This is a genomic window from Pseudomonas sp. LBUM1653, from assembly GCF_059716115.1.
This window is the reverse complement of sequence record NZ_CP166803.1, coordinates 4,421,663-4,447,509: the sequence shown is the minus strand read 5'-3', so window position 1 is coordinate 4,447,509 and position 25,847 is coordinate 4,421,663. Positions and strand designations below refer to the sequence as shown.

Here is a 25,847-nt window from a genome sequence, read left to right as displayed (position 1 = left end):
GCGAAGTTGGTTCGCCGAAAAGTGTCCACCATGTCCCCGCACACCCGTCAACCATGTGTCCGGTCCGTACAGGCGTTTGAAAAAGGGACTCGCCGTAAGGGCGAAACCTTAGGTGGCCGTTACCGCAGCAATGGATATACACCCCATCCAGTTCTTATATACAACCCCCACGCTTAAGTGAGCAGCATTACGGCCCAAGGCCGGCGTTGTCGTACCACGGTTATTGCGACGCTTGTTTCAGCGCCGGCGCTCGCTTGCCGAGTTTCATCAGCCAGTAGTAACTCAAGGCCGGCACCAGCAAGCCGACTAGCCAGGCCAGGTCGACACCCTCGAGCGCCGTGGCGACCGGACCGACATAGAGCGTGGTATTCATGAACGGAATCTCCAGGGCAATCGCGAGTATGAAACTGCCGCAGGCGATCCAGTTGACTCGACCATAAATGCCGTTGAGGTCGAAGATGTCATCGATCCGGTATTCACCTTTGCGCAGGCAGTAGAAGTCCACCAGATTGATCGCCGTCCAGGGGATCAGGAAGTAACTCATGAAGAAAATGAAGTTGAGGAAGAAGGTGATGAAATCGTCCTGACTGATGGTGCACAGGCCGGTCGCTACCACGCTGATCACCAGCATGAACAGGCCGCGTACCCGTGGCGTCACTTTCAATCGAGCGAAGGGTTCGATCACCGTGATGGTCGACATGAACGCCCCGTACAGGTTGAACACGTTGATCGACACCTGGCCATAGACGATGAAGGCGAACAGCAGGATCGCGCCGCTGCCGAACAGCCCGGCAACATGGCCGCCGACGTTACTGGAAAAATCGCCGAAGCCGACGCTCAGGATTGCACCGAGAATCATCATCCACGCACCGCCGCTGACCGTGCCGGCGTAGCTGTACCAGAACACCTGTGCGGCGCTCGTGCGGCTCGGCAGGTAACGCGAATAGTCGGCAACGTAAGGCGCATAGGACAGTTGCCAGGTCACGGCAATGCTCACCGCCACCAGGAACTTCGACAGCGAGAACCCCGTCGGCAGCCATTGCTCGGCCGGAATCGACAGCTGCAAGGCGAACAGCGTGGCGGCGGCGAATACCAGCAGCGAGAGGATCGACAGCAGCTTCTGCAAACGGTGAATCAGCCGGTAGCCATACAGCGCAACCACGAAACACAAGGCGCCGATCAGGTAGATGTTGCCGCTGGCCGGCAACGGGCTGACGGATTCCAGCGCCTGGGCCGCCAGCAGGGTGTTGCTGACGAAGAACCCCAGATAGATCAGCATCACGAACAGCAGCGGCAACACCGCCCCGAGCACGCCGAACTGCGCGCGGCTCTGGATCATCTGCGGGATACCCAGCTTCGGCCCCTGAGCGGAATGGGAGGCCATGAAAATCGCCCCCAGCAACGAGCCGATGATGATTGCCAGGGCGCTCCAGAACAGGTTGAGCCCCATCACCACCGGCAGCACTCCGGAGGCGATGGTGGTGATGTTCATGTTGGCGCCGAACCAGATGAAGAACAGCGACCCCGGCCGGCCATGGCGTTCGGCTTCGGGGATGAAATCGATGCTTCTTTTTTCGACTTGCATGGCGATTACTCCTGAGTCCGCACGAGGTGGGTCTGCAGCCGGGCGATGGTGCCTGGCAGTTCATGGGGCTGGTGGGCGAACAGGTCCGGGTGCTCGGGATTGAGGCTCAGGTAGTCAAGGTTTTGCAGGGCGCGCCGGCATTCGCTGCTGGTGAGGATTTCCAGGGAGTAGACCCAGTTGGCCATGATCAACAGTGCCGAGTAGTGTCCGGCCAGGGTGGTCGTGGTGCAGGCGTCGCTGACCAGGCGAATGTGATAACCCAGGGCGAAGGCATCGAACACCGTGGTCAGCACGCAGACATCGGTCAGCACGCCGCTGATGATCAGTGTTTCGACGTTCAGTGCCTTGAGCCGGGCGTCCAGATCGGTACGGTGGAAGGCGCTGTAACGGCCTTTATCGACAATGGCTTCATCGGGCCGCGGGGCCAGGCTTTCGATGATCTCCACCTGACGGGTGCCGGCACGGTAACCGCTCGGACCGCCATCGGGCGCGCGGGGTTCGCCGCGTGGCAGGTCGCTGCCATCGGCTTGATTGATATAGCGGGTATAGAGGATCGGGACCCGCTGCTGGCGGGCGGTTTTGAGGAGTGCGGCCGTGTTGGCCAGCACCGAGTCGAAGTGTTCGAGGACGAAACTGTCCTCCTGTTGCATGTCGATGATCAACAGTGCGTTTTTATTGTTCATGGGGCAAACCTGATCATGAGCCGAAGCACAATGCACAGTGCATACCGCGTAATGAAGCGGTATGAAGTGCGTGACTTTCTATTCGGGCGGGCTCAGTAAACGGGTTGCCAGAAGCCGTTCTGCTTGGCGGAAACGCTGGCGCGCAGGCGCTTGAAATGGATATGTGAAGCGGTCCATTCGCCGCGCAGGTAAACCTGCTCGGCGCCGGAGGGAAGGGCGATTGATTGGAGACGACCATTGAACATGGAAATCGACCTACGCATCAAACATCAATCCTTGTGGGAGCGAGCCTGCTCGCGAAGAGGGTTTCACATCCAACATAAATGTCGACTGTCAGATCGCTTCGCGAGCAGGCTCGCTCCCACAAGGGGGGGAGGTGGGTTCAGCGAAACGCCGGCACCACGTGTTTGATAAACAGCTCCAGGGACTTTTTCTTCTCGGCGTGCGGCAGGCTGTTGTCGCACCAGAAGCTGAACTCGTCGACGCCCAGCTCCTGATAGTACTTGATGCGCGGAATGATTTCCTCCGGGGTGCCGATCATGGCCGTCTTGTGCAGGCTCTCCAGTTCGAACTCTGGGCGGCCGGCGAATTTCTCTTCCGGACTCGGTGCCAGGAAGCCGTTGACCGGGGTTTCCTTGTTGCCGAACCAGGCATCGAAGGTGCGGTAGAACCTGGCGATGGCCTTGGCCCCGACTTTCCAGCCTTCGGGATCGTCGACCGAGTGCACGTGGGTATGACGCAGCACCATCAATTGCGGGCGCGGCACGTTCGGGTTGTTGTCCAGGGCGGTCTGGAATTTGTTCTTCAGGTCCAGGACTTCCTCGTCGCCCTTCATCAGCGGCGTGACCATCACGTTGCAGCCGTTGGCTACGGCGAAGTTGTGCGAGTCCGGGTCACGGGCGGCGATCCACATCGGCGGGTTCGGTTTCTGGATCGGCTTGGGCACGCTGGTGGACGTCGGGAATTTCCAGATGTCGCCGTCATGGGCGTAGTCGCCTTGCCACAGGGCACGCACCACCGGAACCATTTCCCGCAATGCCTGGCCGCCAGAGGAGGCTGGCATGCCGCCGGCCATGCGGTCGAATTCAACCTGGTAAGCGCCACGGGCCAGGCCCACTTCCATGCGACCGTTGCTGATGACATCGAGCAGGGCGCATTCGCCGGCGACTCGGATGGGGTGCCAGAACGGCGCGATGATGGTGCCGGCGCCGAGGTGAATGGTGGTGGTCTTGCCGGCCAGATAGGCCAGCAATGGCATCGGGCTAGGCGAAATGGTGTATTCCATGGCGTGGTGTTCACCGATCCATACGGTGCTGAAACCACCGGCTTCGGCCATCAGCGTCAGTTCGGTCAGGTCCTCGAACAGCTGGCGATGGCTGACGCTTTCGTCCCAACGTTCCATGTGTACGAACAGGGAAAATTTCATGACGCTACCTCGAATCTTTTGTTGTCGGCCTGTCGACTGCGGGCCTGATGGTTATTGGTATACCATAATACGAAAATGATGCAAAATTTATCAGATCGAAAGATCGTGTCAGGCCAGAACGGGCAGGGCGCCCATCTTGCCGTGGCAATACACCAGTGGCCCGGCGTTGTGCTGGGGCACAATCAGGTTCTTCACCGCGCCGACCATGATCGCGTGGTCGCCCCCTTCATACTCGCGCCACAGTTCGCATTCGATGACCGCCGTGGCGTTGGCCAGGATCGGGTTGCCCAGTTCGCTCAACGTCCACTCGATGCCTTGCGCCTTGTCCTTGCCCTTGCGTGCGAATGCATAGGCTTCGCTCTGCTGGCCGCCGGACAGCACATGAATGGCAAAGCGCTTGTTCTTGATCAGGACCGGGTAGGAGTCTGAGCTGTAGTTAGGGCAGAACAACACCAGGGCCGGGTCCATCGACAGCGAGCTGAAGGCGCTGGCGGTCAGGCCGACGATCTGCCCGTCGTCGTCAAGTGTGGTGATCACGCAGACGCCGGACGGGAACGAGCCCATGACTTGTTTGTAGATGGCGGCATCGATCATTGGACTGTCCTCGGGAGTGGCGCGTGGTTTTTATGAGTTTGTAGGTCTGATGGTATACCGTAATACATCGTTTGCAAGAGCTTTTTCGCTAGTCCGATAAACGTATGCTTTGAGGCTTGAAGTCAGTGTTTGCGGGGCTTTCGGCTGGATGTCGGGTGCCGTCATGCGGCAGGATGGCGGATCAGATGGGCATTCAAAGGCAGGATCAGTCTTGTGAAAATGTTGGAATACCATAATATGGTGCGCATCTGAGGGGCGGCCAGAGAGTCCCCCCGGTTTGACTTCATACAAAGATAAGAACAGACAAACTCGAGTTCATGCATATGTCCCAGATGTCCCGGCAAGACCCGTTGATCGAGAATCACACGGTCGATTACGTTCCACTCGCAGAGCGCCACGGGAAGGCCCGCGATCTTTTCACCCTATGGTTCAGTACCAACATTGCGCCGCTGCCCATCGTCACCGGTGCCATGGTGGTTCAGGTGTTCCATCTCGACCTGTTCTGGGGGTTGCTGGCGATTGCCCTTGGGCACATGGTCGGCGGGCTGGTGATTGCCCTGGCGTCGGCCCAGGGACCACGCATGGGCATTCCGCAAATGGTCCAGAGCCGCGGCCAGTTCGGCCGCTATGGCGCGTTGCTGATCGTGTTCTTTGCCGCACTGATCTATGTCGGCTTCTTCATCTCCAACATCGTGCTGGCGGGCAAGTCGATTGTCGGAATTGCCCCGTCGGTGCCGGTGCCAGCGAGCATCCTGATCGGTGCCCTGAGCGCCACGGCGATCGGCGTGATCGGTTACCGCTTCATCCATTCCCTCAACCGCATCGGCACCTGGGTCATGGGCAGCGCCTTGCTCGCCGGGTTCCTCTACATCTTCGCCCATGACCTGCCGGCGGACTTTTTCACCCGCGGTGGTTTCAACCTGTCCGGCTGGTTGGCCACCGTGTCCCTGGGGATCATCTGGCAAATCAGCTTTTCGCCTTACGTGTCGGACTATTCGCGCTACCTGCCGGCCGAAATCGGTATTGCCAAGCCGTTCTGGGCCACCTACCTGGGGGCAACCCTGGGCACGATCCTGTCCTTTACCTTCGGCGCGGTGGCTGTACTGGCGACCCCGGAAGGCACTGAAGCGATGGCCGCGGTGAAGCAATCCACCGGCTGGCTGGGCCCCATCCTGATGGTGCTGTTCCTGCTCAACATCATCAGCCACAACGCCTTGAATCTGTATGGCGCGGTGCTGTCGATCATCACCTCGATCCAGACCTTCGCCAGTCAGTGGACGCCGAGCATCAAAGTGCGCGTGGTGCTGTCGAGCGGGGTGCTGGCGGGTTGCTGTGTGGTGGCGCTGGGTGCATCGGCGGATTTTATCTCGCAGTTCATCGGGCTGATCCTGGCATTGCTGTTGGTGCTGGTGCCTTGGGCTTCGATCAATCTGATCGACTTCTACGTGATCAAGCGTGGGTGTTATGACATTGCCTCGATCTTCCGTGCGGATGGCGGGATTTATGGGCGCTTCAATCTGCATGCGATCGTGGCGTATTTCATCGGGATCATTGTGCAGCTGCCGTTTGCCAATACGTCGTTGTATGTCGGGCCTTATGCGAATCTGGTCGAGGGTGCGGATTTGTCGTGGTTGGTGGGGTTGGTGGTGACTTGCCCGCTTTACTATTGCCTGGCTACGCGTGGGCAGGCTCGGCAGAGCAGGGCTTCGGGGTTGAGTTATACCGACTAACTTTTGATCGCTGGTGTTTGTCTGGAATGCCCGGCTTTTGCCGGGCATTTTTGTTCTGGCGATTGGTTACTCTTTAACGTGCATAAACTCTTGCGCCCAACGGATATATTCCTCGGGCTGCGTGTAGGTATGCGTCAGTTCGGTAGCGCTCAGGTCCGACGCCTGGGTAAATATCTGACGCTGTTCGCGCAGGCTGTCGTAAGTCGCCTTGATCGCAGCGAAGTAGGCACCGTGACCGTCGATGACGACGCGCACGCCCAGTTCGGCAAGGCGTTGGTCATCGCGCAACAATGGATTGCCATAGGTCACCAGCATCAGTGGTACGCTCAGGTGCTCGGCGATCTGCTCCAGGTGGTCGAAATCCTTGACCCCCACCATGCAGATGCCATCCGCGCCCGCGGCCTGGTATTGCTTGGTGCGGCTGATGATTTCCTGGACCGGCAGAATCCCTGCATGGGTGCGGGCGATGATTGCCATTTCCTTGTCGCACCGGGCTTCCAGTGCTGCGCGAATCTTGCCGACACCTTCGGCGACCGTGATCAGGTCCGTGGATTTGCGGCCGAATTGTGCCGGCAGCAAGGTGTCTTCGATGGTCAGGGCAGCCACGCCAGCACGTTCCAGCTCGACGATGGTGCGCATGACATTGAGCGCATTGCCGTAGCCGTGGTCGGCGTCGGCGATCACCGGTAATTGGGCGACGCGGCCGATACGGGTGGCCTGCTCGGCGAACTCGCTGAGGGTGATCAAGGCAAAGTCAGGGGCGCCCAGTACCTGCAACGACGCGACCGACCCACCGAGGATCCCCACCTCGAACCCCAGGTCAGCAGCGATGCGTGCCGACATCGGGTCGAAGACCGACGCGGTGTGATAGCAGGTGTTGGAGGCGAACAGCTGGCGAAAATTGCGGCGCAAATCTTGATGAGAAAGCCTGGACATATGAGTTCCACCAATGGAAATGGAAGGGCTTGAGCAAAAGTGTCAACGCCGAAGATGTGAAAGGCTATCACGCGAGCAGGTCTGGAATGATGACGAATTTACGGGTTTTCCGGCCAAAGACCTCAATCTTGCAGCCAGGCAGGGCTCAGTTACGCCGCCACAGCCTGCTGCTGTCGATTGGGCAGCGGCACCGCACGCACCGAGTCGCCGGGTTGCAGCTGCAGGCGTTTGGCGGTGATGCGGTCGACCATCAGGCTGTTGCCCGTCAGTCGCGCCGGGGCGGCGGTGATGCGGCAGTTTTCCAGGCGGCGATTGTGGATCAGCCAGATCGGTGCCTGGTCGTCCGGGGTGCCGATGGCCAGTTGCAGGTGTTGACTGTCGCGCACGGTTCGAATGCCCGAAACCGGCGCCTCGATGACCGGGCCCGCGTCGAAAATGTCGATGTAGCCCTGGTGGGAGAAACCCTCGGCAGTGAGGATTTTCAGGGCTGGCTCTGAATTGGGATGCGGCTTGCCAATCACGGACTGGGCCCGTTCGGTGAGCAGGCAGGTATAGAGCGGTTGACGTGGCATCAACTCGGCGATGAACGATTTGTTGCCCAGCCCCGACAAATGATCGGCATGGCTGAAATCCATCTTGAAAAAGTGTCGGCCCACGCTGTCCCAGAACGGTGAGCAACCTTTTTCGTCGGCACTGCCGCGCAGCTCGGCGATCAGTTTCTCGCCGAACAGGTGCGGGAACTCCGCCGCCAGCAACAGGCGTCCCAGCGAGAGCAGTCGGCCGTTACTGCCCCGGCGTTGATCAGGGCGCAGGAACAGTGAGCAGAGTTCCGATTGTCCGGTCATCTCGTTGTTGAGGAACAAGGTCGGGATATGTCGCGAAATACCCAGGTCGGGTGAAGAATTGACCGTCAGCCCCACACGATAGTTGTACCAGGGCTCGCGCAGGCCAACCGCCCCGGTCATGGCGCTGACGCCGACCACTTGCTGGTCGTCGTCTTCGAGCACGAACAGGTAATCGGCGTCGGCGCGTTCAACCTGTTCGGCGAAGGTCCTTTGGGCCCAGCGCAAGCGGTGGGTCAGGCGCTCTTCGTTGACCGGCAGGGTCGTCAAGCCGCGGCCTGCCAGGCGGCCCAGCGCGAGCAAGGCGGGCAGGTCGGTCACCTGAACGGGGCGGACAATCATGCTGCCATGCCTTTTGCACGCCCGTTCGGGCGTTGTCGACAGGGCTCCTGGCGTTTAATGCTCACAGGGCGATCAGTCGGATGGTGCTGCCTTCAGTCACCTGCAGTGCCTGGCACATTCCGGTGTCCAGGACCACGGCTTGCCCGGCGCGGTAGTCGAGCTCGGCGACGATGGCGCGATAGTCCGCAAGCAAGTCGTTGCTGACCAGATAGCGGCCACGGGCGTCGATGGACGAACCGGTTTTGACCAGGGCGGTCTGGCTCTGCGCGATCGAGCGAATGTCGCCGGTGCGGGCATACAGCGTCGGGCCGCCATCGAACAGGTCGACATAGCTGTTGGTTTCGAACCCTTCGCGTTCAAGGATATCGAAGGCCTCCTGGCCATCGGGGTGGATGCGCCCGATGCAGTCTTGCGCGGCCTGGGGCAGCATCGGGACGTAGATCGGGTATTGCGGCATCAGATGGGCGAGGAAGGTTCGGCTTTCCACACCGCAGAGCCGCTCGGCCTCGACGTAGGGCAGGTCGAAGAAATGCTTGCCCACGGCATCCCAGAAGGGTGAGTGGCCTTCATCGCTGCTGAAGCCGACGATTTCGGTGATCACGGCGTCGGCAAAGCGTTTTGCATGTGCGGCAATGAACAGCAGGCGCGCCCGCGACAACAATTCGGAGTGCGCCGTACGCACCAGCGCCGTATCGATATGGAAGCCGCGCAGCAAGGTGTGGCCGTTGAGGTCTTGGCACAGCGACAGAGCAGGCACGCCGTGCTCGATGTTCAGCTCGCGCGAGGCGCTGGTGAAAGGGCGATTGCGCAGGCTGTAGAAGGGTTCGCTGAAACCGGCCGTAGCGACGATTTCCGAGCAGCCCACCAGGCGCCGGTTCGTCTGGTCTTCCAGCACGAAAAAGTAATTCTGCGGGCCGGGACTCTCGACGTTTTGTTCCAGTGAAGTGCAGGAGTCGAGAATCCTGTCGCGCAAGCGCGCGCTGTCATCGGGCAAGGACGTGACGCCCACCAAACTTTCGCGGGCCAATCGCTGCAACTGGGACAGGTCGGTGAGTTGCACGGTGCGCAGTACCAGCATGGGTGCACTCCTGTATCAAAGGGCTCGGTGACCGGCCTTCGCATGAGGGCATCCCGGCTCCTGCTGGATGAGGTGTGTCGTTAATCCGTTGAAAACAGTATTTATATAAGGCGCACTACATGTCTAGTTAATTTTCACGGGACTTTTCCACGGTCGAATTGGCGGGAAATGACTGTCAGCGGCAGACGAAGGGGATGTTGATGGACCGTGTAGGGCGTCGTCCTTCAAGAGCGTTTGAATCGTTGAAATGAGGCCCCCTGAAGATCTTTCTTACGGCACAATTGGGCAATGACTGACGGCCAGGCGCCGGTTTTCCTATCTATCCCATAGAGTGATTTTTTTGTGCAGGCGACCCGTTTGACCTTGATCTGCCACGCTCGAACCCTTGCACAGAAACTGGCGCGCTTTCCTGTGGACGAACCCCTGGAGATGGATTGGCAATCGGCGCGTGGTTCTCGAGGCGCTCGATTCAAGGAGACATCGCGCCTGTTGTGCGCTCCGGAGTTGCGTACCCGACAGACCGCCGAACTGTTCGGCAAGCCCGTGGAAGTCGAGGCGGCCCTGCGCGATTGCGACTTCGGCCATTGGCGCGGTGTGCGAATCAACGACCTGCAAAAAAACCAGGGCGAATTGCTTCAGGCCTGGCTCGCCGACCCGCGCTCTGCGCCCCACGGCGGCGAGTCGGTGGCGCAAGTCGGCGAGCGCGTCGCCGCCTGGTTGAAAACTTTGGAAGCGTGGCCCGGCCATGTGATTGCCGTGACCCATCCATTCATCATGCGTGCCGCGTTGATGCACGTGCTGCAGGGTTCGGCATTCAACCTGATTGATGTCGAGCCGCTGTCAACGATAGACCTGCAGTTCCATGGTTGCTGGCGGCTGCGGCTGTCGTGCAGCGATAACGAGGGGATGCTGTGATGAAAAAATTATTGGTCATCGGCATCGGCGCCGGCAACCCCGACTACATCACCCTGCAGGCCGTGAAGGCGCTGAATCGGGTCGATGTTTTTTTTATCATGGACAAGGGCCAGAGCAAGGACAAGCTGATCGACCTGCGCCGCGAGCTCTGCGAGCGCCATATCACCGATCCAAATTATCGCTTTGTGGAAGCCCAGAGCCCGGAGCGCGAGCGTGGCGACGTGGACTACAGGACCAGCGTCGATGAGTTGAACCTGGCCAAGCAGCAGACCTTCGAGCGGCTGATCAATGAGGAACTGGCCGATGACCAGTGCGGCGGTTTTTTGGTGTGGGGCGACCCGGCGTTGTACGACAGCACCATTCGCATCCTGCAGGCGATCCTGGTTTCAGGCACCTGTACTTTCGAGTTCGAGGTGATCCCCGGCATTACCAGCGTCCAGGCGCTGGCCGCGCAGCACAAGGTGGCGCTCAATCAAATTGGCCGCTCGGTTGAAATTACCACCGGCCGGCGATTGGCAGCGGGGCAGGTGAGCGATGCCGACAGTCTGGTGGTGATGCTCGATGCCCAGGATGCCTACCATCATGTGGCGGATCAGCAGACAGAGATTTACTGGGGAGCTTACCTCGGGACGCCGGATGAAATCCTCATCAGCGGCAAGCTCGAGGAGGTGGCGCAGCAGATCGAGCGGGTGCGCAAGGCGGCCCGGCAGGCCAATGGCTGGATCATGGACACCTATCTATTGCGCAAGCCCTGAAGCACGCCTCAGGACATGCGCTTGTCCGTTCGGCCAAACCGTTCCCTGTACACCGAGGGCGGCACGCCGACCACGTTGCGAAATGCCACGCGGAAGCTTTCCACCGACCGATAACCGCAGTGCTGGGCAATCTGCTCGGTGTGCTGGTCGGTGCTTTCCAGCAATTCCCGGGCACGACCCAGGCGTTCATGTTGCAACCAGGTCTTGGGCGACTGGCCGCTGGCTTCGGTGAAACGGCGCAGGAAGGTGCGCTCGCTCATGGCGGCCTCGCTGGCGAGGTCGCGAACCTCCAGCGGTTCGTGCAAACGCTCCCGTGCCCACTGCATGACACGCGAAAGATCGCTGCGCGGCGTAGGGCTGACCGGCGTCGGAATGAACTGCGCCTGGCCCCCGGTGCGTTGCGGTGACATCACCAGGCGCCGTGCCACCGAGTTGGCGACCTGAGTGCCGAAGTCCCGCGCCACCAGATGCAGGCAGGCGTCGATACCGGCTGCGCTGCCGGCCGAGGTGATCAATTGACCCGAATCGACGTAGAGCACGTCCGGGTCCACCAGGATGTTCGGGAAGCGTTCGGCCAGTTCCGCGGTGTAGCGCCAGTGAGTGGTAGCGCCGCGACCGTCGAGCAAACCGGTGGCGGCCAGCACGAACACCCCCGAGCAGATCGACAGCAACCGCGCGCCCCGCGCATGGGCCTGACGCAGCGCCGTCAACAACGCCTCAGGTACGTCGGCATGGCGATCGCGCCAGCCGGGAATGATTACGGTCCGCGCCTTTTCCACTAGCTCCAGGCCGCCATCGGCCAATACCCGGATGCCGCCCATGGCGCGCATCGGGCCTTGATCGACGGCCGCGATTTGATGGCTGTACCAAGGGAAATCGAACTCTGGCCGCGCCAGGCCAAAGATCTCCACGGCGATGCCGAATTCGAAGGTACACAGGCCGTCGTAGGCCAGGATCGCGACCAGCCCTGGAGAGGAATGCATTTGGCGGAAAATTCCCGGTGAGTGTCTTGTGCGCCACTTTAGCCGCTGGCGGCGGGCAGATAAAGTCTGTTCACACCCACCGACATCCCGGAGCTCTGCCCATGACCAGCCTCGTCCGCGAAATACCCGCCGCCCCTTCGGCCATTGCCTTGATGCATTTCAGCAACCGCCTGACATTCGAAACCGACTGTTCCGACGTCTACGCCAGCCAACAGGCCGGCGAAGTCGATTTTATTCTGGTGGATGTGCGTGGTCCGTTGGCATTCGACCGGGGGCATGTACCGGGCGCGATCAACATTCCCGGGCGACTGCTCAGCGCCGAAGGCCTGCTCGGCTACCCGAAAACCAGTCTGTTCGTGGTCTATTGCGCCGGCCCCCACTGCAACGGAGCGAACAAGGCGGCGGTGAAACTGGCGGCGCTGGGTTACCCGGTCAAGGAAATGATCGGCGGCGTGACCGGGTGGCTGGATGAAGGATTCGAGTTGAGTGCGGCGGGTGCCACTATCGGCTGCGCGTGCCTGTAGGAGCGAGCATGCTCGCGATGGAGGTCAACGATGACGCGGGGAGCCTGACACCCCGCGGTGCTCTCAGGTTTTTCGCGAGCATGCTCGCTCCTACAGGGTGCCGACCACTTTCTATAAATAATTGTCGCCTTGAAATAATTTACCCTGTGAAAGCCGCTCTAGACTGCCGGCCACTTCGGTCCCACCCGCCACAAGCTACCGACCGAAAGCTGCCAATAAAAGTCTCCGCACACAGGAGTTATAAATGAACAAGCTAGTGATGTTCGGTGCCCTGGCACTGTCGATGTTGTCCCTGACCGCTGTAGCCGCCGATACCAAGCCAATCCGCATCGGTATCGAAGCCGGTTACCCGCCATTCTCGATGAAAACCCCTGACGGCAAGCTCACCGGCTTCGACGTGGACATCGGCGACGCCTTGTGCGAGCAGATGAACGTCAAGTGCACCTGGGTCGAGCAAGAGTTCGACGGCCTGATTCCGGCACTGAAGGTCAAGAAAATCGACGCCATCCTGTCGTCCATGACCATCACCGACGATCGCAAGAAAAACGTCGATTTCACCATCAAGTACTACCACACCCCGGCACGTTTCGTGATGAAGGAAGGTTCCGACGTCAAAGACCCGTTGACCGAACTCAAGGGCAAGAAAGTCGGTGTGCTGCGCGCCAGTACCCATGACCGTTTTGCCACCGAAGTGCTGCAGCCGGCAGGGATTATCCTGGTGCGCTACGGTTCCCAGCAGGAAGCCAACCTGGACATGGTGTCCGGCCGGGTAGACGCGCTGCTGGCCGACTCGGTCAACCTGGACGACGGTTTCCTGAAGACCGATGCCGGTAAAGGTTTCGCATTCGTGGGGCCTGAGTACAACGATCCGAAATACTTCGGCGGTGGTGCCGGGATTGCCGTGCGCAAGGGCGATACCGCCCTGGCCGAGCAGTTCAACAAAGCCATTACCGAGATCCGCGCCAACGGCAAGTACAAGCAAGTGCAGGACAAGTACTTCAAGTTTGACGTTTACGGCGAGTAATCGAGCCGTTCAAAAAAGTGGCCCCGTTGACGCGGTGGCCACTTTTTTTGTGCTCATGATTTATTCTGGCTACCACATTCCCCTTGTAGGAGCTGCCGCAGGCTGCGATCTTTTGATCTTGCTTTAAAAGATCGCAGCCTGCGGCACCTCCTACAGAGATACCGGAGTCTTCCCATGCAACGCATCGATCACCCATTGCCCTGGAGCCATCTCGGTACAGAGCGCACCCTCAGCGTGTTTCGATATGGCGCGGGCACGCGCAAGGTCTATATCCAGGCCAGCCTGCACGCCGATGAACTGCCGGGCATGCGCACGGCATGGGAGCTCAAGCAGCGCCTGGCGGAACTGGAAAGCCAGGGACAACTGCAAGGCCTGATCGAACTGGTGCCGGTGGCCAACCCCATCGCTCTCGATCAGCACCTGCAAGGCAGCCACATGGGCCGCTTCGAACTGGGCAGCGGCAAGAACTTCAACCGCTCGTTCGTCGAACTGAGCGAACCGGTAGCGCAGCGGGTGGGCGATCGTCTGGGCAGCGATGCCGCGGCCAACATCGCCCTGATTCGCCAGGCCATGGGCCAGGTAATCGACGACCTGCCGGCCCCGGCGTCGCAACTCGAAGCGATGCACCGCCTGTTACTGCGTCACGCCTGCGACGCCGACATCACCCTCGATCTGCATTGCGACTTCGACGCGGCGATTCACCTCTACGCCTTGCCGCAACACTGGCCGCAGTGGCAATCGCTGGCGGCGCGCCTGAAAGCCGGGGTTGCGTTGCTATGCGAAGATTCCGGCGGCAGTTCCTTCGATGAGTCTTGCTCTTCGCCCTGGTTACGCCTGGCCAGGGCTTTCCCCGAAGCCGCCATCCCACCGGCCAACCTGGCGACCACGCTGGAGCTTGGCAGTATGGGCGACACCCGGGTCGATCAGGCCCAGGCCAATTGCGAGGCAATCCTGGGCTTTCTCGCCGAACAGGGTTTCATCAAGGGCACCTGGCCCGTGGCACCGAGCGAGTGCTGCGAGGGCATGCCGTTCGAAGGCACCCAATACCTGTTCGCGCCGCATCACGGAGTGGTGAGTTTCCTGCGCGATGCCGGGGAGTGGGTGGAGAAGGGCGATGCACTGTTTGAAGTGGTCGACCCGTTGAACGACAAGGTCACCACCGTGCGCGCGGGGACAAGTGGGGTGTTGTTTGCGATCGATCGTGGGCGCTATACGCAACCGGGCACCTGGCAGGCGAAAGTGGCCGGGCGCGAGCCGATTCGGGTTGGGAAGTTGATTAATGATTGAGGAGGGGAGATTCATTGCACGCCGCGTGATCGGTGGATGCCCAAGGTGATGAGGTAGCGTTCTTCTGTGGGGTGCTTAACATCCTTGAAGCGATTGACCACTAGCATCAGTTGGTATTTGTCACCTGCTCGCCAGTAAGCCGTTCCGCCTTTTTTTGCATCCTGCAATTGCGCGCGCCATTGCGGGGTGTCGGCGAACGAGGGGAAGTCCTTGGCTCGGATGGGTACCCAGCCAGCGTTGCGCCATTGCTCTTGTAGATCCAGCACGACCTTGAGGGTATCGTCGAGCAGCAGCGGCTCGACTTGTGGGGACATGCGGACACCGTCGATCATCTCATCATCGAACATTACTGTGAAAAAACGGGCCAATGGAGTTACAAAGCCGTATTGAGGGTCTGCGAAACGTAGACGGGCATCCGATTTCGGAACACTGAACCATGAGCGCCCCGGAATGGCTGGGCCAATGTTAGCGCTGGAGCGCTGGCGCATAGACTCGTAGGGCTCGCCAATCAACAGGGCGATTTCCGGCTCATCCGATAGGGTCTCGATCACGGCCAGTGTCAGAAGGGTCGCGACTGCCAGTACTGACATGCCGTGTCGCCAGTCCATGCGTTGCATCAGGTTCATCGCACGCCTCCACCCCAGGCGATATCCCGAATCGATTGCTCAATCTGCCCCCGCTGGTCGCTATGCAGCAAATCGTCAAACTGCGCCGCGGCTTTGAGCACAAAGGTCATGCGACGTTCGATGTCAGCCAAGTTGGCAAAGGGATTGCTGCCAAAACCAATGGTGCGTCCGTCCTCGATGGGGCGGCACTGGCTGGCCAGCGTCAGCTCGATGGCCTGAGCGGCACCGGAGGGGATGTTAGTGACGTAGGAAGCATGGTTGCCGCGCAATAACCATTTCAGACCGCTGTCGTCGTACATAGCCGGTTGCAGAATATTGACCTGTTCGTGCTTGGCTAAATGCTCAACACTTTTGGCAATGTTACCCGTTTCAATCGCCTCAAAGGCCAGGAGGATTTCATCATGGTCAATCCCGAATTTTAGTGTTTCCTCTCCGACCGGCCACAGCACCGGATGTTGACCACTGCCATGAATGTTCTTCCGTGCAGCCAGGCAGTCCTTCAGCGCCTCCAGCCCCCGCTCCTGGTAGAACACATGCAACGGATACACATCCAGGAACAGCGTGGTATTGCCCATGGCCAGCATTTCGTACACAAACCGGTACATTCGTTGCGAGTAGGACAACGGGCTGTCGGCCCCCCAATAGGTGAAGCCCCACACCGGGTTGTCCCGGTTGGCCTGTTCGTACTCGCGTTGGCGCTGCTCAAACGCCCGAATGGTCGCGCGCTTTTCCCGCTCACTGGGACTGAGCAAACCTCTCAGTCCTTGCCTGGCACTGTCCCTCAATTGCTGTATCGCCTCTTCTTCCGCCTGAATCTTCTCGACCGAATCCGCCGCATGCAGCAGACCACAGCCCACCTGTTTCGAGGCGAAGGCCGCCAGCCCGGCCCACTGAAATCGCGGGTCGTGGCGCCACAGCTGGGCGTAGGCGGCATTGATCGCCTTGTTGCGCGCCTTCGGGTCGGCAATCAGCTTACCGCCCGGTGCCACGACGTTTTCGACCCTTTGCTGGTACCCGCGCCAGAGGTTCTCGCAGACCGTCCCAGGCCGTTCGCTGAGCGTCGGTGAGGGTGCTCGCGGTGAAGTGAAACTGGACTGTCGTGGCGTCACCGGGTTGCTGGGGGCAACCGGCGCGGCCTCCTGTTGAGGGGCACTCCTCGCGGCTTGCGGCGCAGCACCCTGCCTGGACTCGTAGGTGGCATTGGTGAACGAGTGGAGGAGACTGGCCTTGCAGGGACAGCTGCTGCGGCTATCCAGCGACCCCGCCACCAGCCTGCCGTGACTGTCCATGTACGAGATACCACCGACGATTTCGTATGTTTCGTCGTTTTTGCCACAGGAAACCCGATCCCCTGCGCGAGCATGGGCGAAGCCAAACATCATGACGCGAGTATCGGCCTCCAGCACCTCGCCGCCACAGCTGGTTTTGTCACCCTTGCGAATGAAATATCCCTTTGCCATTGCTTGAACTCCTTGTCTGATGACGATCAAATTGCTCCTGCTCCCAATGGAACGGAGGAGTGGCAAAATGCCGTGCACAGAGTTCTATACAAGAGTGTCAGGCGTAAATCAGACGTTTCCTCGTCTGGTGTAGGCGGATTCCGCAATCGGACCCAGTGGTGGGAGTCGCGCCAACGAAGGTGCTAGGCTCAGTCCCGAACCCTGCGCACGGTGAAGGAAGGTTTATGCTGAAGTTTCTTGCTCTGTTCACGCTGCTGGCATCCGCCGCTGTCCACGCTCAACCCCCCCTCCAAACCGATCTGCCGCTCAAGTACCTGGAGCAGGCCAACCCCGATTCCCGCGAGCAGCCGCTGGTGATTTTTCTCCACGGCTACGGCAGTAACGAGCAAGACCTGTTCGGCATCAAGGATGAGTTACCCCGCGAGTACAACTACCTGTCGGTGCGGGCGCCGATGGTGATGCAAGAGGGGAGTTACCAGTGGTTTCGCAAGAAAGGCGATGGTGCCTACAACGGCGAAACCGATGATTTGAACGCCAGCGGCCAGTTGCTGCTGGATTTCGTCGCACAGGCGGCGAAGAAATATCACACACAACCCGAAAAGGTGTTCCTGGTGGGTTTCAGCCAGGGGGCGATCATGTCCTACGAAGTCGCCCTGCGTCATCCTGAGGCGGTGGGCGGGATTGCCGCGTTGAGCGGGCGGATTCTGCCGGTGCTCAGGTCCGAGCTCAAACCGGATGAAAAACGCCAGTCGCTGGCGATTTTCATTGGCCATGGCACGGCGGACCAGCGTCTTCCCTTGAGCGATGGCACCGAGGCCAACAGCCTGTTGCAAAGCGTGTCACTGGAACCGGAGTTCCACGCCTACCAGGGTGTCGGCCACAGCATCAGTGCCGAAGAACTGCAGGATTTGAGCGCCTGGCTGCAGCGCCTCAACCCCTGAGGCTCATTTGCCGCTGACGATCTGCTTGATCAAGGTTTCGTGAGCCGCCATGTCGCCGGGGCGGGAAATGACCTGAATCACAGTCATGTGGCTGCCCGATGCCGCTATCAACGTGGTGTTGAGGGTCGTGCCGCCGCCCTGGGTGGCGGTACTGTCGACCTGGCGCACACCCAGCCCTGTTTTTTTCAGGGTCAGGCTTTTTTCGCTGAGTTTGTTGTAGTCCGGCAGGGCCTTGTGTTGCGCCGCGTCGAAGTCGGCCGCCGTGCCGTCGAGAAATTCACCGTCGTTGTCCTTGACCTTGACCCCCTCGGGCAGGCTGTTTTGCGCGGCGATCACCACGGTCTTGGTGGTTTCGTTGGTGTACATGGTGCCGCTTGCGCCGGTGGGGCTGGCTGGCAACGGGTTGGCGATGAAACCCTTGGGCAGGGTGAAGGTGAACTTGCCGTCGAGCATCGAGACTTTCTGACCCTGCACCGTCTCTTTGGCGGGGGCCTTGGCCGCCTGCACATTCAAAGCCCCCAGGCTGGCAACCGCTGCCAGCATCAGGACAACGGCTTTTTTACTCAACAGTGACATTCGAAAAAACTCCAGGGATGGTCGCGCGGTGGGTGGCGATCATCCCATGGGGACTGTGAGATGTTCCAGCATGGGGTAACGGACGGTCGTAGATGCTTCGGTATCAGGGGTATTCCTGCCTGGCATGTAACACACTCAGGATCTGGATTTGATCCGTCACCCGATAGACCACCAGGTAATTAGGATGCACAACAATTTCTCGTGTATCGGGAAGTCGGCCACATCGATAGAGGTAGGGATGTTCGGGGAGGGCTGATGTAGCCGTTTCAATGGCCTGATTGAGCTCAAGAGCCGCTACGAGGTTACGGTCACCAATATAATTGAGGATTTGCAAGAGATCGGATCATGCCTCGGGACGCCACTCAACCCGCATCGCGCTTGTTGCGCTTTGACTCCAGGAGGGCTCGCATTTCAGCCATCACTTGATCATGCGGAATGCTTGGGCGCGGATCATCCAGGGATGCCTGTACCTTGGCACGGAACCAGCGGTCGTAGCGGGTAGCCTGCTCTTCGGTTTCAAACTCTGAAACTATGGAGGAAAGTCGGGCGTTCATGGTGATCTCCGGGATTGCCTGCAGTTTAATGGGTATGTAGCCCGTTGTCGTCGTGTCTGGATGAAGTACATCCCCTCGAAGAGCGCTGGGGTGCTCACTCCATCGATATCGTAAACACCTGACGTCTGACGGCCAACCCGAAAAACATGTAGGACATAGGCTCGATTTTATGTTTTTCGTCGCCGCACGTAGGATCTGAAAAAACGAGTAGCCGATACCCTGTGGCGACGGCAGGTCACCACAAGGGACGGGCGCAGTCACACCTCCATTTCATCACCTTCGAATGTCGGGAGCGGCTTACTGGGCCTGGTTCTGCGGGAACAGGTTACGACGGGTTTCTTCGTCGAATTCTGCCTTGAGCACAAGCTTCTCTTTCAGGCCGAGAGCACGCTGGGCCGCCGGGCGTGCGCTGATTTCATCGAACAGGCGCTTGACGTTCGGGTAGGCCGCCAAGCCGTTTTCGCCGAGGATGTAGGGCGCGTAGTTGGCCCAGCCCCAGAGCGCCATGTCGGCGATGCTGTAGCTGTCGCCAGCCAGGTACTGATGGTCGGTCAGACGCTGGTCGAGCACGCGGTAGTGGCGTTCGACTTCCTTGAAGTAGCGATTTTTCGCGTAGGGCAGGTCCTCCGGTGCGTGATGCAGGAAATGCACGGCCTGGCCGGAGAACGGCGACAGGCCGGTGGCGATGAACATCAGCCATGACAGCAGTTCGGCATTGCCGGCAGCGCTGTTCGGCAGGAAGCGCTGATGCTTTTGCGCCAGGTGCAGCAGGATCGCCTGGGAGTCGAAAACCGTCGCGTCGCCATCGACCAGGGCCGGAACCTTGGCGTTCGGGTTGATCGCGAGGAAGGCCGGCAAGTGTTGCTCGCCCTTGAAGGTGTCGACGCCGATCAACTCATAGGGCGTTTGCAATTCTTCGAGCAACAGAGCGACTTTCATCGGGTTCGGCGAAGGATGGAAAAAGAATTTCATGGGGTAGGCCTCAGTCGGGAGTGGTTTGGAACTGAGGCTGATGGTGGGGCAAACCTGTTCGATTGACGTACCAGGATGTTGCGCTACTCGTTCGAAATTGTTGAACGTGTTGGCAAGGGAGCGGGTTTTGCCAGCAATCGCCTGGTGACGCCGAGCATGCCCACCGAGACCGCGACGCCAACACCGAAACCCATCAGGCCCATGCTGGGCAAGGTCAGCGTCACGACCAGGCAGAAGGCAGAAAATGAATACATCCCGGTAGCCGTCGCCCTCAGCAACGCGGCGGTAAACGCCGGGCCTCGGGTTTGCTGGGAGAACACCGCCATCACGCTGCCAAGCACCGGGAACACGGCGAGCAGGCCGCTCCAGCGGTCGCCGACGGTGCTGGCGAGCCAGGTGACGGCCAGGGTCAGCAAGGCGCCGGCAATCATGCGCAGCAGCAGTTTGTCGGACTTCGGCGCCGGGCCTGAGACGATCGGCTGTACCGCCGGGAACAAGTACGGCGCGGCCAGCAGTGCGGTGGCGGCGGCAATCACCGAGAGTGGCAGCGACGGCGGGAGCTGCGACAGGATCACGGCAACCAAGGCCCATACCAGTAGCGAGAGCGTCAGTGCCAGTGGCCATTTTGCGCGTTGCGCGACCTGCGCATAGGTCACGCAGAAGGCAATCATCGCGAACATCGCCGACAGCGCGGCCATGGCCGACTGGGCGGCGAACGCCTGGCCTTGTTCGATGGCGAGGAAGAACAGAATCGGTCCGACCACCACCGGCAACCCCGACAACCAACCCGCCACGCTTGGCCCCCAGCGTTTGCCAGCCAGGGAGATCAGCAGCAGAAAGCCTGGAATGACCAGCAGTTTGAGCATCAGCACGCGCACTTCTCCAACCTGTGTGTGGCGGCAACGGTAGCATTTTGCGGGGTGATTTGCTCTATAGGTAAGCATGTTTTGTATACAAAACTGATTCTGTAGGAGCCAGGCTTGCCGGCGAAGGCGACTGAAAGAGCAACGCAATATCCAAAGACGCCTTCGCCGGCAAGCCTGGCTCCTACAAGGGTATGCGTCGACATGTAGATATCGGTAAAGCCGATCTGTGGATGCGTACCAGGCGGGCCGTGTGCAGCAACAACCTTGCTCAGTCAGGGCCAAGACGGTATCAATGCTGAGCCTTTCCACCTGCTGACGGATCATCGCGTGAAATTCAGTCTGCCCAAAGTTGGCACTGCGCCATTTTGCCCGCCGGAGGTGGCGAGTACCGTTGCCGTTGACCCCGGCGCCTCATTCTTCAAGCGTGTCCTGCGTTTTGCCGGTCCCGGTTTGCTGGTATCCACCGGCTACATGGCCCCGGGCAATTGGGCGACGGCCATCGAGGCCGGGTCGCGCTTTGGCTACAGTCTGCTGTTCGTGGTGCTGTTGGCGAGCCTGGCGGGGATGGTGGTGCAGTGTTTGTGTTCACGACGCGAGTGTTGGCGTGGGGCTTATTTGTAGTGATCAGTGGGGCCAATAGCTGGTTGATTTTCCAGCTTTTCAGCCAATGATCATCAGCGGGTAAACGCTTGCACCACAAAATCAATGAACACCCGCGTCTTGGCCGGCATTAGCGTACGGCTCGGGTAGTACAGCGAAATCGCCCCTGCATCCCCTTGCCAATCGGGCAACAGGCGCACCAGTTCGCCGCGCTGGAGGTTCGCCTGCACATCGGACAGCACCAGCATTGTCACGCCCAATCCCAGTATGGCCGCCTCGCGCATGGCGGCGGGGTCGTTGAGCACGATGCTTTCGTTGAGGCTGGCCGGCATTTCATGGCCGGCGCCATCGCGCATGACCCATTGCCGAATCCGCCCGGTGCGGCTACCGCGCATCACGATCCCGGTGTGTCGGGCCAGGTCCGCCGGGGTGGCGGGCAGGGGGCGTTGCAGCAGATAAGCCGGTGAGGCGACGGCTACTACGGGGGCCAGCACCAGGGATCGGGAGATGACGCCCGGGGTCAACTCGAAGCCGCCGCCAATGGCGGCGTCGTAACCTTCGGCGATCAAGTCCACGGGACGGTTTTCGAAATGCCATTCCGGGCGGATCAACGGGTAGCGCGCCAGAAAGGCCGGCAGCAGCGGGAGGACATGGCCGATGCCGAAAGTCGGCGCCAGGCTGAGCTTGAGCACTCCCGCCGGCTCGCCCCGATCGGTGGTGACCGCGTTGATCGCCGCTTGCAACGCCTCCAGATTGCCGCCGATGCTGGCCAGGAATCGTTCCCCGGCCTCGGTCAGGGACAGTTTGCGGGTCGAGCGCTGGAACAGGCGAACACCGATGTTGCGTTCCAGTATGGCGACGTTGCGGCTCACGGCGGCCGGTGTCAGCGCGAGCAAGCGGGCGGCTGCGGAAAAGCTTCCGGTTTCGGCACTGCGCACAAAGGATTCGAGGTTGGCGAGGGTTTCCATGGCGCGACACCTGATAGCAATGCTTGAAAATCATTCAAATCATTACCCGCTAATCGCGCACCAATGGCAAGCGCAGTATTCACCCCGACGACAACCACTCGGAGTGACAAACCATGAGCACCATCGGAATTATCGGCGCCGGCGCAATCGGCGCAGCTTTCGCCAAAGCCCTTTCACGCCAGGGCATTGAAGTGGTCATCGGCAACAGTCGCGGCCCCGAAAGCCTGGCCTCGCTGGTGGCAGAACTCGGGCCAACCGCTCGCGCCGGTACCCGTGAAGAAGCGGCTGCACAGCCAATCGTGCTGGTGGCGGTGAACTGGTCGAAGTTACCGATGGCACTGGCCGGCCTGCCGGATTTTGCCGGGCGGATCGTGATCGATGCCAACAACTCGATCGAAGCGCCGTCGTTCAAGGCTGTGGACCTGCACGGACGCATGTCCAGTGAGGTGTTTGCCGAATGGGTACCGGGTGCGCGGGTGGTGAAGGCGTTCAATCACCTTCAGGCTCATTTGCTTGAAAGCGATCCGGCAGCGGAAGGCGGGCGAAGAGTGCTGTTTTTTTCGGGAGATGATGGCGAGGCGAGGGCGCAAGTGGCGGCATTGATCGAACGGCTGGGGTTCTTCGGGATTGATCTTGGGGAGTTGAGCGTCGGTGCGCGGCTGGTGCAGTTTCCGGGTGGACCGCTGCCAGCTTTGAATCTGGTGAGGTTTTCCTGACGACCCCTGTAGGAGCTGCCGGAGGCTGCGATCTTTTGATCTTGTTTTTCGGCGGCCTTCCAGTCGATAAAGATCAAAAGATCGCAGCCTGCGGCAGCTCCTACAGGGGCGCGGGGTTACAGTTCTGGAAATGTGAAAACCCGGTGCGACGTGAGTCGTACCGGGTGTTTTGCCAGGCGGCGGCGGTTCTTCGTGGGTCCCCGCGCCGTCTGTTAAACGCTGTCGGCTTAAGCCCGTTCGAGCGCCAGTGCCACGCCCTGACCACCACCGATGCACAGGGTGGCGAGGCCTTTCTTGGCGTCACGCTTGATCATTTCATGCAGCAGGGTCACCAATACGCGGCAACCCGAGGCACCGATCGGGTGACCGAGGGCGATGGCGCCGCCGTTGACGTTGACCTTGTTCAAGTCCCATTCCAGGTCCTTGGCGACGGCCAGCGATTGTGCGGCGAAGGCTTCGTTGGCTTCAACCAGCTCAAGCTGGTCGATAGTCCAGCCGGCCTTGTCCAGGCAGCGGCGAGTCGCCGACACCGGGCCGATGCCCATGATCGCCGGGTCCACGCCTGCGTTGGCATAGGCAGCGATTTTCGCCAGTACCGGCAGGCCCAGGGCCTTGGCTTTTTCCGCGCTCATCAGGATCACGGCGGCGGCGCCGTCGTTGAGCGACGAAGCGTTACCAGCGGTCACCGAACCGTCCTTCTTGAAGGCAGGTTTGAGCTTGCCCAAGGATTCGGCGGTGGTGCCGGCCCGTGGCTGCTCATCGGTGGCGAAGGACAGTGGATCGCCCTTGCGCTGTGGGATCAGGATCGGCGTGATTTCATCGACAAAACGCCCGCCTTCGATGGCGGCGATGGCCTTCTGCTGAGAAGCGGCGGCGAATGCATCCTGCTGCTCGCGGCTCAGGCTGTACTTGTCGGCCAGGTTTTCGGCAGTGATGCCCATGTGGTAATCGTTGAACGCGTCCCACAGGCCATCGCTGATCATGGTGTCGACGATTTGCGCGTTACCCATGCGCAGGCCGGTGCGGGCACCGGGCATGACGTAGTTGGACAGGCTCATGTTTTCCTGGCCGCCGGCGATGATCACTTCGGCGTCGCCGCAACGGATCGCCTGAGCACCGAGGTGCAGCGCCTTGAGGCCCGAGCCGCAGACCTTATTCAGGGTCATGGCGGGTACAGCGAAGGGCAGGCCGGCCTTGATCGAAGCCTGGCGCGCAGGGTTTTGCCCGGCGCCGGCAGTCAGCACCTGGCCCATGATCACTTCATCGACTTGCGCCGGGTCGAGGCCGGTTTGCGCCAGCAGCTGACGGATCACCGCAGCGCCCAGGTCAACGGCGGATACGCTGGCCAGGGAACCCTGGAAACTGCCGATCGCGGTGCGCGTGGCGGCAACAATGACGACTTCTTGCATGGAATGACTCCTCACTGGTCAGCGAACTGCATTTCCGGCACGTGTTCCGGCACGATCAGTTTACCGGCAGTCTTGGCAACGATCTCTTCGACGCTGACACCCGGTGCGCGTTCCTTGAGATGGAACGCGCCATCGTGGATTTCCAGATAGGCCAGGTCAGTCAGCACGCGCTTGATGCAACCGGCGCCGGTCAGCGGCAGGCTGCATTGGGACAACAGCTTGGACTCACCGTCCTTGGACGCATGGGTCATGATGACGATGATGTTGTCTGCGCCAGCTACAAGATCCATGGCGCCGCCCATGCCCTTGACCAGCTTGCCGGGGATCATCCACGAGGCGATGTTGCCTTGCACGTCGACTTCAAAGGCACCCAGCACGGTCAGGTCGACATGGCCACCGCGGATCATCGCGAAGGATTCGGCCGAGGAAAAGATCGACGCGCCGATACGTGCGGTCACGGTTTGTTTGCCGGCGTTGATCATGTCGGCATCGATGGTGTCTTCAGTAGGAAAAGGACCCATGCCCAGCAGGCCGTTTTCCGACTGCAGCATGACTTCCATGCCTTCAGGGATGTAGTTGGCGACCAGGGTCGGAATGCCGATGCCCAGGTTTACGTAGAAGCCGTCCTGCATTTCGCGGGCGACGCGTTGAGCCATTTGTTCGCGGGAAAGTGCCATTGTTGTTATTCCTTCATTCGGTCCGGGGGCAGGGGATCACTTACGTACGGTGCGCTGTTCGATGCGCTTCTCGAACGTGCCGCAGATGATCCGGTCGACGTAGATGCCAGGGGTGTGGATCTGCGCCGGGTCCAGCTCGCCGGGTTCGACGATTTCTTCGACTTCGACCACGGTGATCTTGCCGGCGGTGGCGGCCAGCGGGTTGAAGTTCTGGGCGGTGTGGCGATAGACCACGTTACCGAAATGGTCGGCTTTCCAGCCTTTGACGATGGCAAAGTCACCGGTGATGGATTCTTCCATCAGGTACTTGCGGCCATGGAATTCGCGGACTTCCTTGCCATCGGCAACAGGCGTGCCCACGCCGGTAGCGGTGAAGAAGGCCGGGATGCCGGCGCCGCCTGCGCGCATTTTTTCAGCGAGGGTGCCTTGCGGGGTCAGGATGACTTCGATTTCGCCTTTGAGCAGTTGCTCTTCGAACAGCTTGTTTTCGCCGACGTAGGAGGCCACCACTTTGCTGATCTGGCGGTCGGTCAGCAGTACGCCGAGGCCGAAACCGTCGACGCCGCAGTTGTTGGAAACGACGGTGAGGTCGCGAGTGCCCTTGCGTTTGATCTCGTTGATCAGGTTCTCCGGGATGCCGCACAGGCCGAAGCCGCCGGCGATCACGGTCATGCCGTCTTCAAGACCGGCCAGGGCTTCCTCGTAGGAACTCACGCGCTTGTCGAAACCTGCCATATGCACCTCTTTTATTCTTTGTGGGCGGCTGGCTAGCCGAATG

General features: G+C 60.2%; 28 protein-coding genes and 1 pseudogene. 9 read left to right on the top strand and 20 right to left on the bottom strand.

The window, feature by feature from the left end; genetic code table 11:
• Positions 1-220: 220 nt before the first annotated feature.
• The 5 genes from ACA054_RS19840 to ACA054_RS19820 all read right to left on the bottom strand — a co-directional run bounded on the left by ACA054_RS19840 (position 221) and on the right by ACA054_RS19820 (position 4,288).
• Complete coding sequence (locus ACA054_RS19840; protein ID WP_497685777.1) at positions 221-1,585, bottom strand: purine-cytosine permease family protein; 1,365 nt, start codon at positions 1,583-1,585, stop codon at positions 221-223.
• 5 nt (positions 1,586-1,590) lie between these two features.
• On the bottom strand, positions 1,591-2,268 hold the full coding sequence (locus ACA054_RS19835; protein WP_497685776.1) for a cysteine hydrolase family protein: 678 nt from the start codon (positions 2,266-2,268) through the stop codon (positions 1,591-1,593).
• Positions 2,269-2,360: 92 nt separating this feature from the next.
• Positions 2,361-2,531 (bottom strand): hypothetical protein, encoded by a 171-nt coding sequence (locus ACA054_RS19830; RefSeq protein WP_497690407.1) that lies wholly within the window; start codon positions 2,529-2,531, stop codon positions 2,361-2,363.
• A gap of 119 nt (positions 2,532-2,650) precedes the next feature.
• Positions 2,651-3,694, bottom strand: a complete 1,044-nt coding sequence (locus ACA054_RS19825) for an LLM class flavin-dependent oxidoreductase (RefSeq protein WP_497685775.1) — start codon at positions 3,692-3,694, stop codon at positions 2,651-2,653.
• A gap of 108 nt (positions 3,695-3,802) precedes the next feature.
• Complete coding sequence (locus ACA054_RS19820; RefSeq protein ID WP_497685774.1) at positions 3,803-4,288, bottom strand: flavin reductase family protein; 486 nt, start codon at positions 4,286-4,288, stop codon at positions 3,803-3,805.
• 323 nt (positions 4,289-4,611) lie between these two features.
• Here ACA054_RS19820 and ACA054_RS19815 point away from each other — a divergent pair, with 323 nt between their 5' ends.
• A complete protein-coding gene (locus ACA054_RS19815; protein WP_497685773.1) occupies positions 4,612-6,018 on the top strand; it encodes a purine-cytosine permease family protein in 1,407 nt (468 codons plus the stop codon).
• A 66-nt stretch (positions 6,019-6,084) separates the two neighbouring features.
• Here ACA054_RS19815 and ACA054_RS19810 read toward each other — a convergent pair whose 3' ends face one another.
• From ACA054_RS19810 to ACA054_RS19800, 3 genes are all read right to left on the bottom strand, one after another.
• Positions 6,085-6,954, bottom strand: a complete 870-nt coding sequence (locus ACA054_RS19810; RefSeq protein ID WP_497685772.1) for an isocitrate lyase/PEP mutase family protein — start codon at positions 6,952-6,954, stop codon at positions 6,085-6,087.
• A 149-nt stretch (positions 6,955-7,103) separates the two neighbouring features.
• On the bottom strand, positions 7,104-8,138 hold the full coding sequence (astA, locus tag ACA054_RS19805; protein ID WP_497685771.1) for an arginine N-succinyltransferase: 1,035 nt from the start codon (positions 8,136-8,138) through the stop codon (positions 7,104-7,106).
• 61 nt (positions 8,139-8,199) lie between these two features.
• Entirely contained in the window at positions 8,200-9,216 is a 1,017-nt protein-coding gene (locus tag ACA054_RS19800; RefSeq protein ID WP_497685770.1) for an arginine N-succinyltransferase, read from the bottom strand.
• A 342-nt stretch (positions 9,217-9,558) separates the two neighbouring features.
• On the opposite strand from ACA054_RS19800, the gene ACA054_RS19795 reads away from it, so the two are divergent.
• Both ACA054_RS19795 and cobF read left to right on the top strand, forming a co-directional pair.
• A complete protein-coding gene (locus ACA054_RS19795) occupies positions 9,559-10,131 on the top strand; it encodes a histidine phosphatase family protein (RefSeq protein WP_497685769.1) in 573 nt (190 codons plus the stop codon).
• Positions 10,131-10,886: a precorrin-6A synthase (deacetylating) gene (gene cobF, locus ACA054_RS19790; protein ID WP_497685768.1), complete on the top strand. Its 756-nt coding sequence runs from the start codon at positions 10,131-10,133 to the stop codon at positions 10,884-10,886. Before ACA054_RS19795 ends, cobF begins: the two co-directional genes overlap by 1 nt.
• An 8-nt stretch (positions 10,887-10,894) precedes the next feature.
• On the opposite strand, the gene ftrA is transcribed toward cobF, so the two are convergent.
• A complete protein-coding gene (gene ftrA, locus ACA054_RS19785; RefSeq protein ID WP_497685767.1) occupies positions 10,895-11,869 on the bottom strand; it encodes a transcriptional regulator FtrA in 975 nt (324 codons plus the stop codon).
• A gap of 101 nt (positions 11,870-11,970) precedes the next feature.
• On the opposite strand from ftrA, the gene ACA054_RS19780 reads away from it, so the two are divergent.
• From ACA054_RS19780 to ACA054_RS19770, 3 genes are all read left to right on the top strand, one after another.
• Entirely contained in the window at positions 11,971-12,393 is a 423-nt protein-coding gene (locus ACA054_RS19780) for a rhodanese-like domain-containing protein (protein WP_497685766.1), read from the top strand.
• A gap of 244 nt (positions 12,394-12,637) precedes the next feature.
• Entirely contained in the window at positions 12,638-13,417 is a 780-nt protein-coding gene (locus ACA054_RS19775; protein WP_497685765.1) for an ABC transporter substrate-binding protein, read from the top strand.
• Between the two features lie 174 nt (positions 13,418-13,591).
• Positions 13,592-14,704 carry a succinylglutamate desuccinylase/aspartoacylase family protein gene (locus ACA054_RS19770; RefSeq protein ID WP_497685764.1) on the top strand — a complete coding sequence of 371 codons (1,113 nt, stop codon included), beginning with the start codon at positions 13,592-13,594 and terminating at the stop codon, positions 14,702-14,704.
• Positions 14,705-14,715: 11 nt separating this feature from the next.
• Here the strand turns inward: ACA054_RS19770 and ACA054_RS19765 are convergent, their stop codons facing one another.
• Positions 14,716-15,330 (bottom strand): hypothetical protein, encoded by a 615-nt coding sequence (locus ACA054_RS19765; protein ID WP_497685763.1) that lies wholly within the window; start codon positions 15,328-15,330, stop codon positions 14,716-14,718.
• Positions 15,327-16,790, bottom strand: a complete 1,464-nt coding sequence (locus ACA054_RS19760; protein ID WP_497690342.1) for a PAAR domain-containing protein — start codon at positions 16,788-16,790, stop codon at positions 15,327-15,329. The genes ACA054_RS19765 and ACA054_RS19760 overlap by 4 nt, the downstream gene beginning before the upstream one ends.
• 224 nt (positions 16,791-17,014) lie before the next feature.
• Here ACA054_RS19760 and ACA054_RS19755 point away from each other — a divergent pair, with 224 nt between their 5' ends.
• Positions 17,015-17,731 (top strand): alpha/beta hydrolase, encoded by a 717-nt coding sequence (locus ACA054_RS19755; protein WP_497685762.1) that lies wholly within the window; start codon positions 17,015-17,017, stop codon positions 17,729-17,731.
• Positions 17,732-17,734: 3 nt separating this feature from the next.
• On the opposite strand, the gene ACA054_RS19750 is transcribed toward ACA054_RS19755, so the two are convergent.
• The 5 genes from ACA054_RS19750 to ACA054_RS19730 all read right to left on the bottom strand — a co-directional run bounded on the left by ACA054_RS19750 (position 17,735) and on the right by ACA054_RS19730 (position 20,705).
• The gene (locus tag ACA054_RS19750; RefSeq protein WP_497685761.1) at positions 17,735-18,307 is read right to left on the bottom strand and encodes a DcrB/PsbP domain-containing protein; all 573 of its coding nucleotides are present in this window, start codon (positions 18,305-18,307) and stop codon (positions 17,735-17,737) included.
• 103 nt (positions 18,308-18,410) lie between these two features.
• Positions 18,411-18,641: a type II toxin-antitoxin system RelE/ParE family toxin gene (locus ACA054_RS19745; RefSeq protein ID WP_497685760.1), complete on the bottom strand. Its 231-nt coding sequence runs from the start codon at positions 18,639-18,641 to the stop codon at positions 18,411-18,413.
• 28 nt (positions 18,642-18,669) lie between these two features.
• Positions 18,670-18,861 (bottom strand): type II toxin-antitoxin system RelB family antitoxin, encoded by a 192-nt coding sequence (gene relB / locus ACA054_RS19740; protein ID WP_497685759.1) that lies wholly within the window; start codon positions 18,859-18,861, stop codon positions 18,670-18,672.
• Positions 18,862-19,158: 297 nt separating this feature from the next.
• A complete protein-coding gene (locus tag ACA054_RS19735) occupies positions 19,159-19,833 on the bottom strand; it encodes a glutathione S-transferase family protein (protein WP_497685758.1) in 675 nt (224 codons plus the stop codon).
• An 83-nt stretch (positions 19,834-19,916) separates the two neighbouring features.
• Positions 19,917-20,705, bottom strand: a complete 789-nt coding sequence (locus tag ACA054_RS19730; RefSeq protein ID WP_497685757.1) for a hypothetical protein — start codon at positions 20,703-20,705, stop codon at positions 19,917-19,919.
• A gap of 372 nt (positions 20,706-21,077) precedes the next feature.
• Here ACA054_RS19730 and ACA054_RS19725 point away from each other — a divergent pair.
• Positions 21,078-21,290 (top strand): annotated as a pseudogene (locus ACA054_RS19725) (divalent metal cation transporter); the annotation flags it as partial.
• Positions 21,291-21,373: 83 nt separating this feature from the next.
• Here ACA054_RS19725 and ACA054_RS19720 read toward each other — a convergent pair.
• Complete coding sequence (locus ACA054_RS19720) at positions 21,374-22,267, bottom strand: LysR family transcriptional regulator (protein WP_497685756.1); 894 nt, start codon at positions 22,265-22,267, stop codon at positions 21,374-21,376.
• 113 nt (positions 22,268-22,380) lie between these two features.
• Here ACA054_RS19720 and ACA054_RS19715 point away from each other — a divergent pair, with 113 nt between their 5' ends.
• Entirely contained in the window at positions 22,381-22,983 is a 603-nt protein-coding gene (locus tag ACA054_RS19715; protein ID WP_497685755.1) for an NADPH-dependent F420 reductase, read from the top strand.
• Between the two features lie 227 nt (positions 22,984-23,210).
• Here ACA054_RS19715 and ACA054_RS19710 read toward each other — a convergent pair whose 3' ends face one another.
• Genes ACA054_RS19710 through ACA054_RS19700 form a run of 3 tightly spaced genes read right to left on the bottom strand, consistent with a single transcriptional unit; the run spans position 23,211 to position 25,804 of the window.
• On the bottom strand, positions 23,211-24,392 hold the full coding sequence (locus tag ACA054_RS19710; protein WP_497685754.1) for an acetyl-CoA C-acetyltransferase: 1,182 nt from the start codon (positions 24,390-24,392) through the stop codon (positions 23,211-23,213).
• 11 nt (positions 24,393-24,403) lie between these two features.
• Positions 24,404-25,069, bottom strand: a complete 666-nt coding sequence (locus ACA054_RS19705) for a CoA transferase subunit B (RefSeq protein ID WP_497685753.1) — start codon at positions 25,067-25,069, stop codon at positions 24,404-24,406.
• A gap of 36 nt (positions 25,070-25,105) precedes the next feature.
• Positions 25,106-25,804, bottom strand: a complete 699-nt coding sequence (locus ACA054_RS19700) for a CoA transferase subunit A (protein WP_431761370.1) — start codon at positions 25,802-25,804, stop codon at positions 25,106-25,108.
• Positions 25,805-25,847: the final 43 nt, after the last annotated feature.

Coding starts and splice junctions, on each gene's coding strand:
- ACA054_RS19840 (WP_497685777.1), bottom strand. CDS start 1,585: ATGCAAGTCGAAAAAAGAAGCATCGATTTCATCCCCGAAGCCGAACGC.
- ACA054_RS19835 (WP_497685776.1), bottom strand. CDS start 2,268: ATGAACAATAAAAACGCACTGTTGATCATCGACATGCAACAGGAGGAC.
- ACA054_RS19830 (WP_497690407.1), bottom strand. CDS start 2,531: ATGCGTAGGTCGATTTCCATGTTCAATGGTCGTCTCCAATCAATCGCC.
- ACA054_RS19825 (WP_497685775.1), bottom strand. CDS start 3,694: ATGAAATTTTCCCTGTTCGTACACATGGAACGTTGGGACGAAAGCGTC.
- ACA054_RS19820 (WP_497685774.1), bottom strand. CDS start 4,288: ATGATCGATGCCGCCATCTACAAACAAGTCATGGGCTCGTTCCCGTCC.
- ACA054_RS19815 (WP_497685773.1), top strand. CDS start 4,612: ATGTCCCAGATGTCCCGGCAAGACCCGTTGATCGAGAATCACACGGTC.
- ACA054_RS19810 (WP_497685772.1), bottom strand. CDS start 6,954: ATGTCCAGGCTTTCTCATCAAGATTTGCGCCGCAATTTTCGCCAGCTG.
- astA (WP_497685771.1), bottom strand. CDS start 8,138: ATGATTGTCCGCCCCGTTCAGGTGACCGACCTGCCCGCCTTGCTCGCG.
- ACA054_RS19800 (WP_497685770.1), bottom strand. CDS start 9,216: ATGCTGGTACTGCGCACCGTGCAACTCACCGACCTGTCCCAGTTGCAG.
- cobF (WP_497685768.1), top strand. CDS start 10,131: ATGAAAAAATTATTGGTCATCGGCATCGGCGCCGGCAACCCCGACTAC.
- ftrA (WP_497685767.1), bottom strand. CDS start 11,869: ATGCATTCCTCTCCAGGGCTGGTCGCGATCCTGGCCTACGACGGCCTG.
- ACA054_RS19780 (WP_497685766.1), top strand. CDS start 11,971: ATGACCAGCCTCGTCCGCGAAATACCCGCCGCCCCTTCGGCCATTGCC.
- ACA054_RS19775 (WP_497685765.1), top strand. CDS start 12,638: ATGAACAAGCTAGTGATGTTCGGTGCCCTGGCACTGTCGATGTTGTCC.
- ACA054_RS19770 (WP_497685764.1), top strand. CDS start 13,592: ATGCAACGCATCGATCACCCATTGCCCTGGAGCCATCTCGGTACAGAG.
- ACA054_RS19765 (WP_497685763.1), bottom strand. CDS start 15,330: ATGAACCTGATGCAACGCATGGACTGGCGACACGGCATGTCAGTACTG.
- ACA054_RS19760 (WP_497690342.1), bottom strand. CDS start 16,790: ATGGCAAAGGGATATTTCATTCGCAAGGGTGACAAAACCAGCTGTGGC.
- ACA054_RS19755 (WP_497685762.1), top strand. CDS start 17,015: ATGCTGAAGTTTCTTGCTCTGTTCACGCTGCTGGCATCCGCCGCTGTC.
- ACA054_RS19750 (WP_497685761.1), bottom strand. CDS start 18,307: ATGTCACTGTTGAGTAAAAAAGCCGTTGTCCTGATGCTGGCAGCGGTT.
- relB (WP_497685759.1), bottom strand. CDS start 18,861: ATGAACGCCCGACTTTCCTCCATAGTTTCAGAGTTTGAAACCGAAGAG.
- ACA054_RS19735 (WP_497685758.1), bottom strand. CDS start 19,833: ATGAAATTCTTTTTCCATCCTTCGCCGAACCCGATGAAAGTCGCTCTG.
- ACA054_RS19720 (WP_497685756.1), bottom strand. CDS start 22,267: ATGGAAACCCTCGCCAACCTCGAATCCTTTGTGCGCAGTGCCGAAACC.
- ACA054_RS19715 (WP_497685755.1), top strand. CDS start 22,381: ATGAGCACCATCGGAATTATCGGCGCCGGCGCAATCGGCGCAGCTTTC.
- ACA054_RS19710 (WP_497685754.1), bottom strand. CDS start 24,392: ATGCAAGAAGTCGTCATTGTTGCCGCCACGCGCACCGCGATCGGCAGT.
- ACA054_RS19705 (WP_497685753.1), bottom strand. CDS start 25,069: ATGGCACTTTCCCGCGAACAAATGGCTCAACGCGTCGCCCGCGAAATG.
- ACA054_RS19700 (WP_431761370.1), bottom strand. CDS start 25,804: ATGGCAGGTTTCGACAAGCGCGTGAGTTCCTACGAGGAAGCCCTGGCC.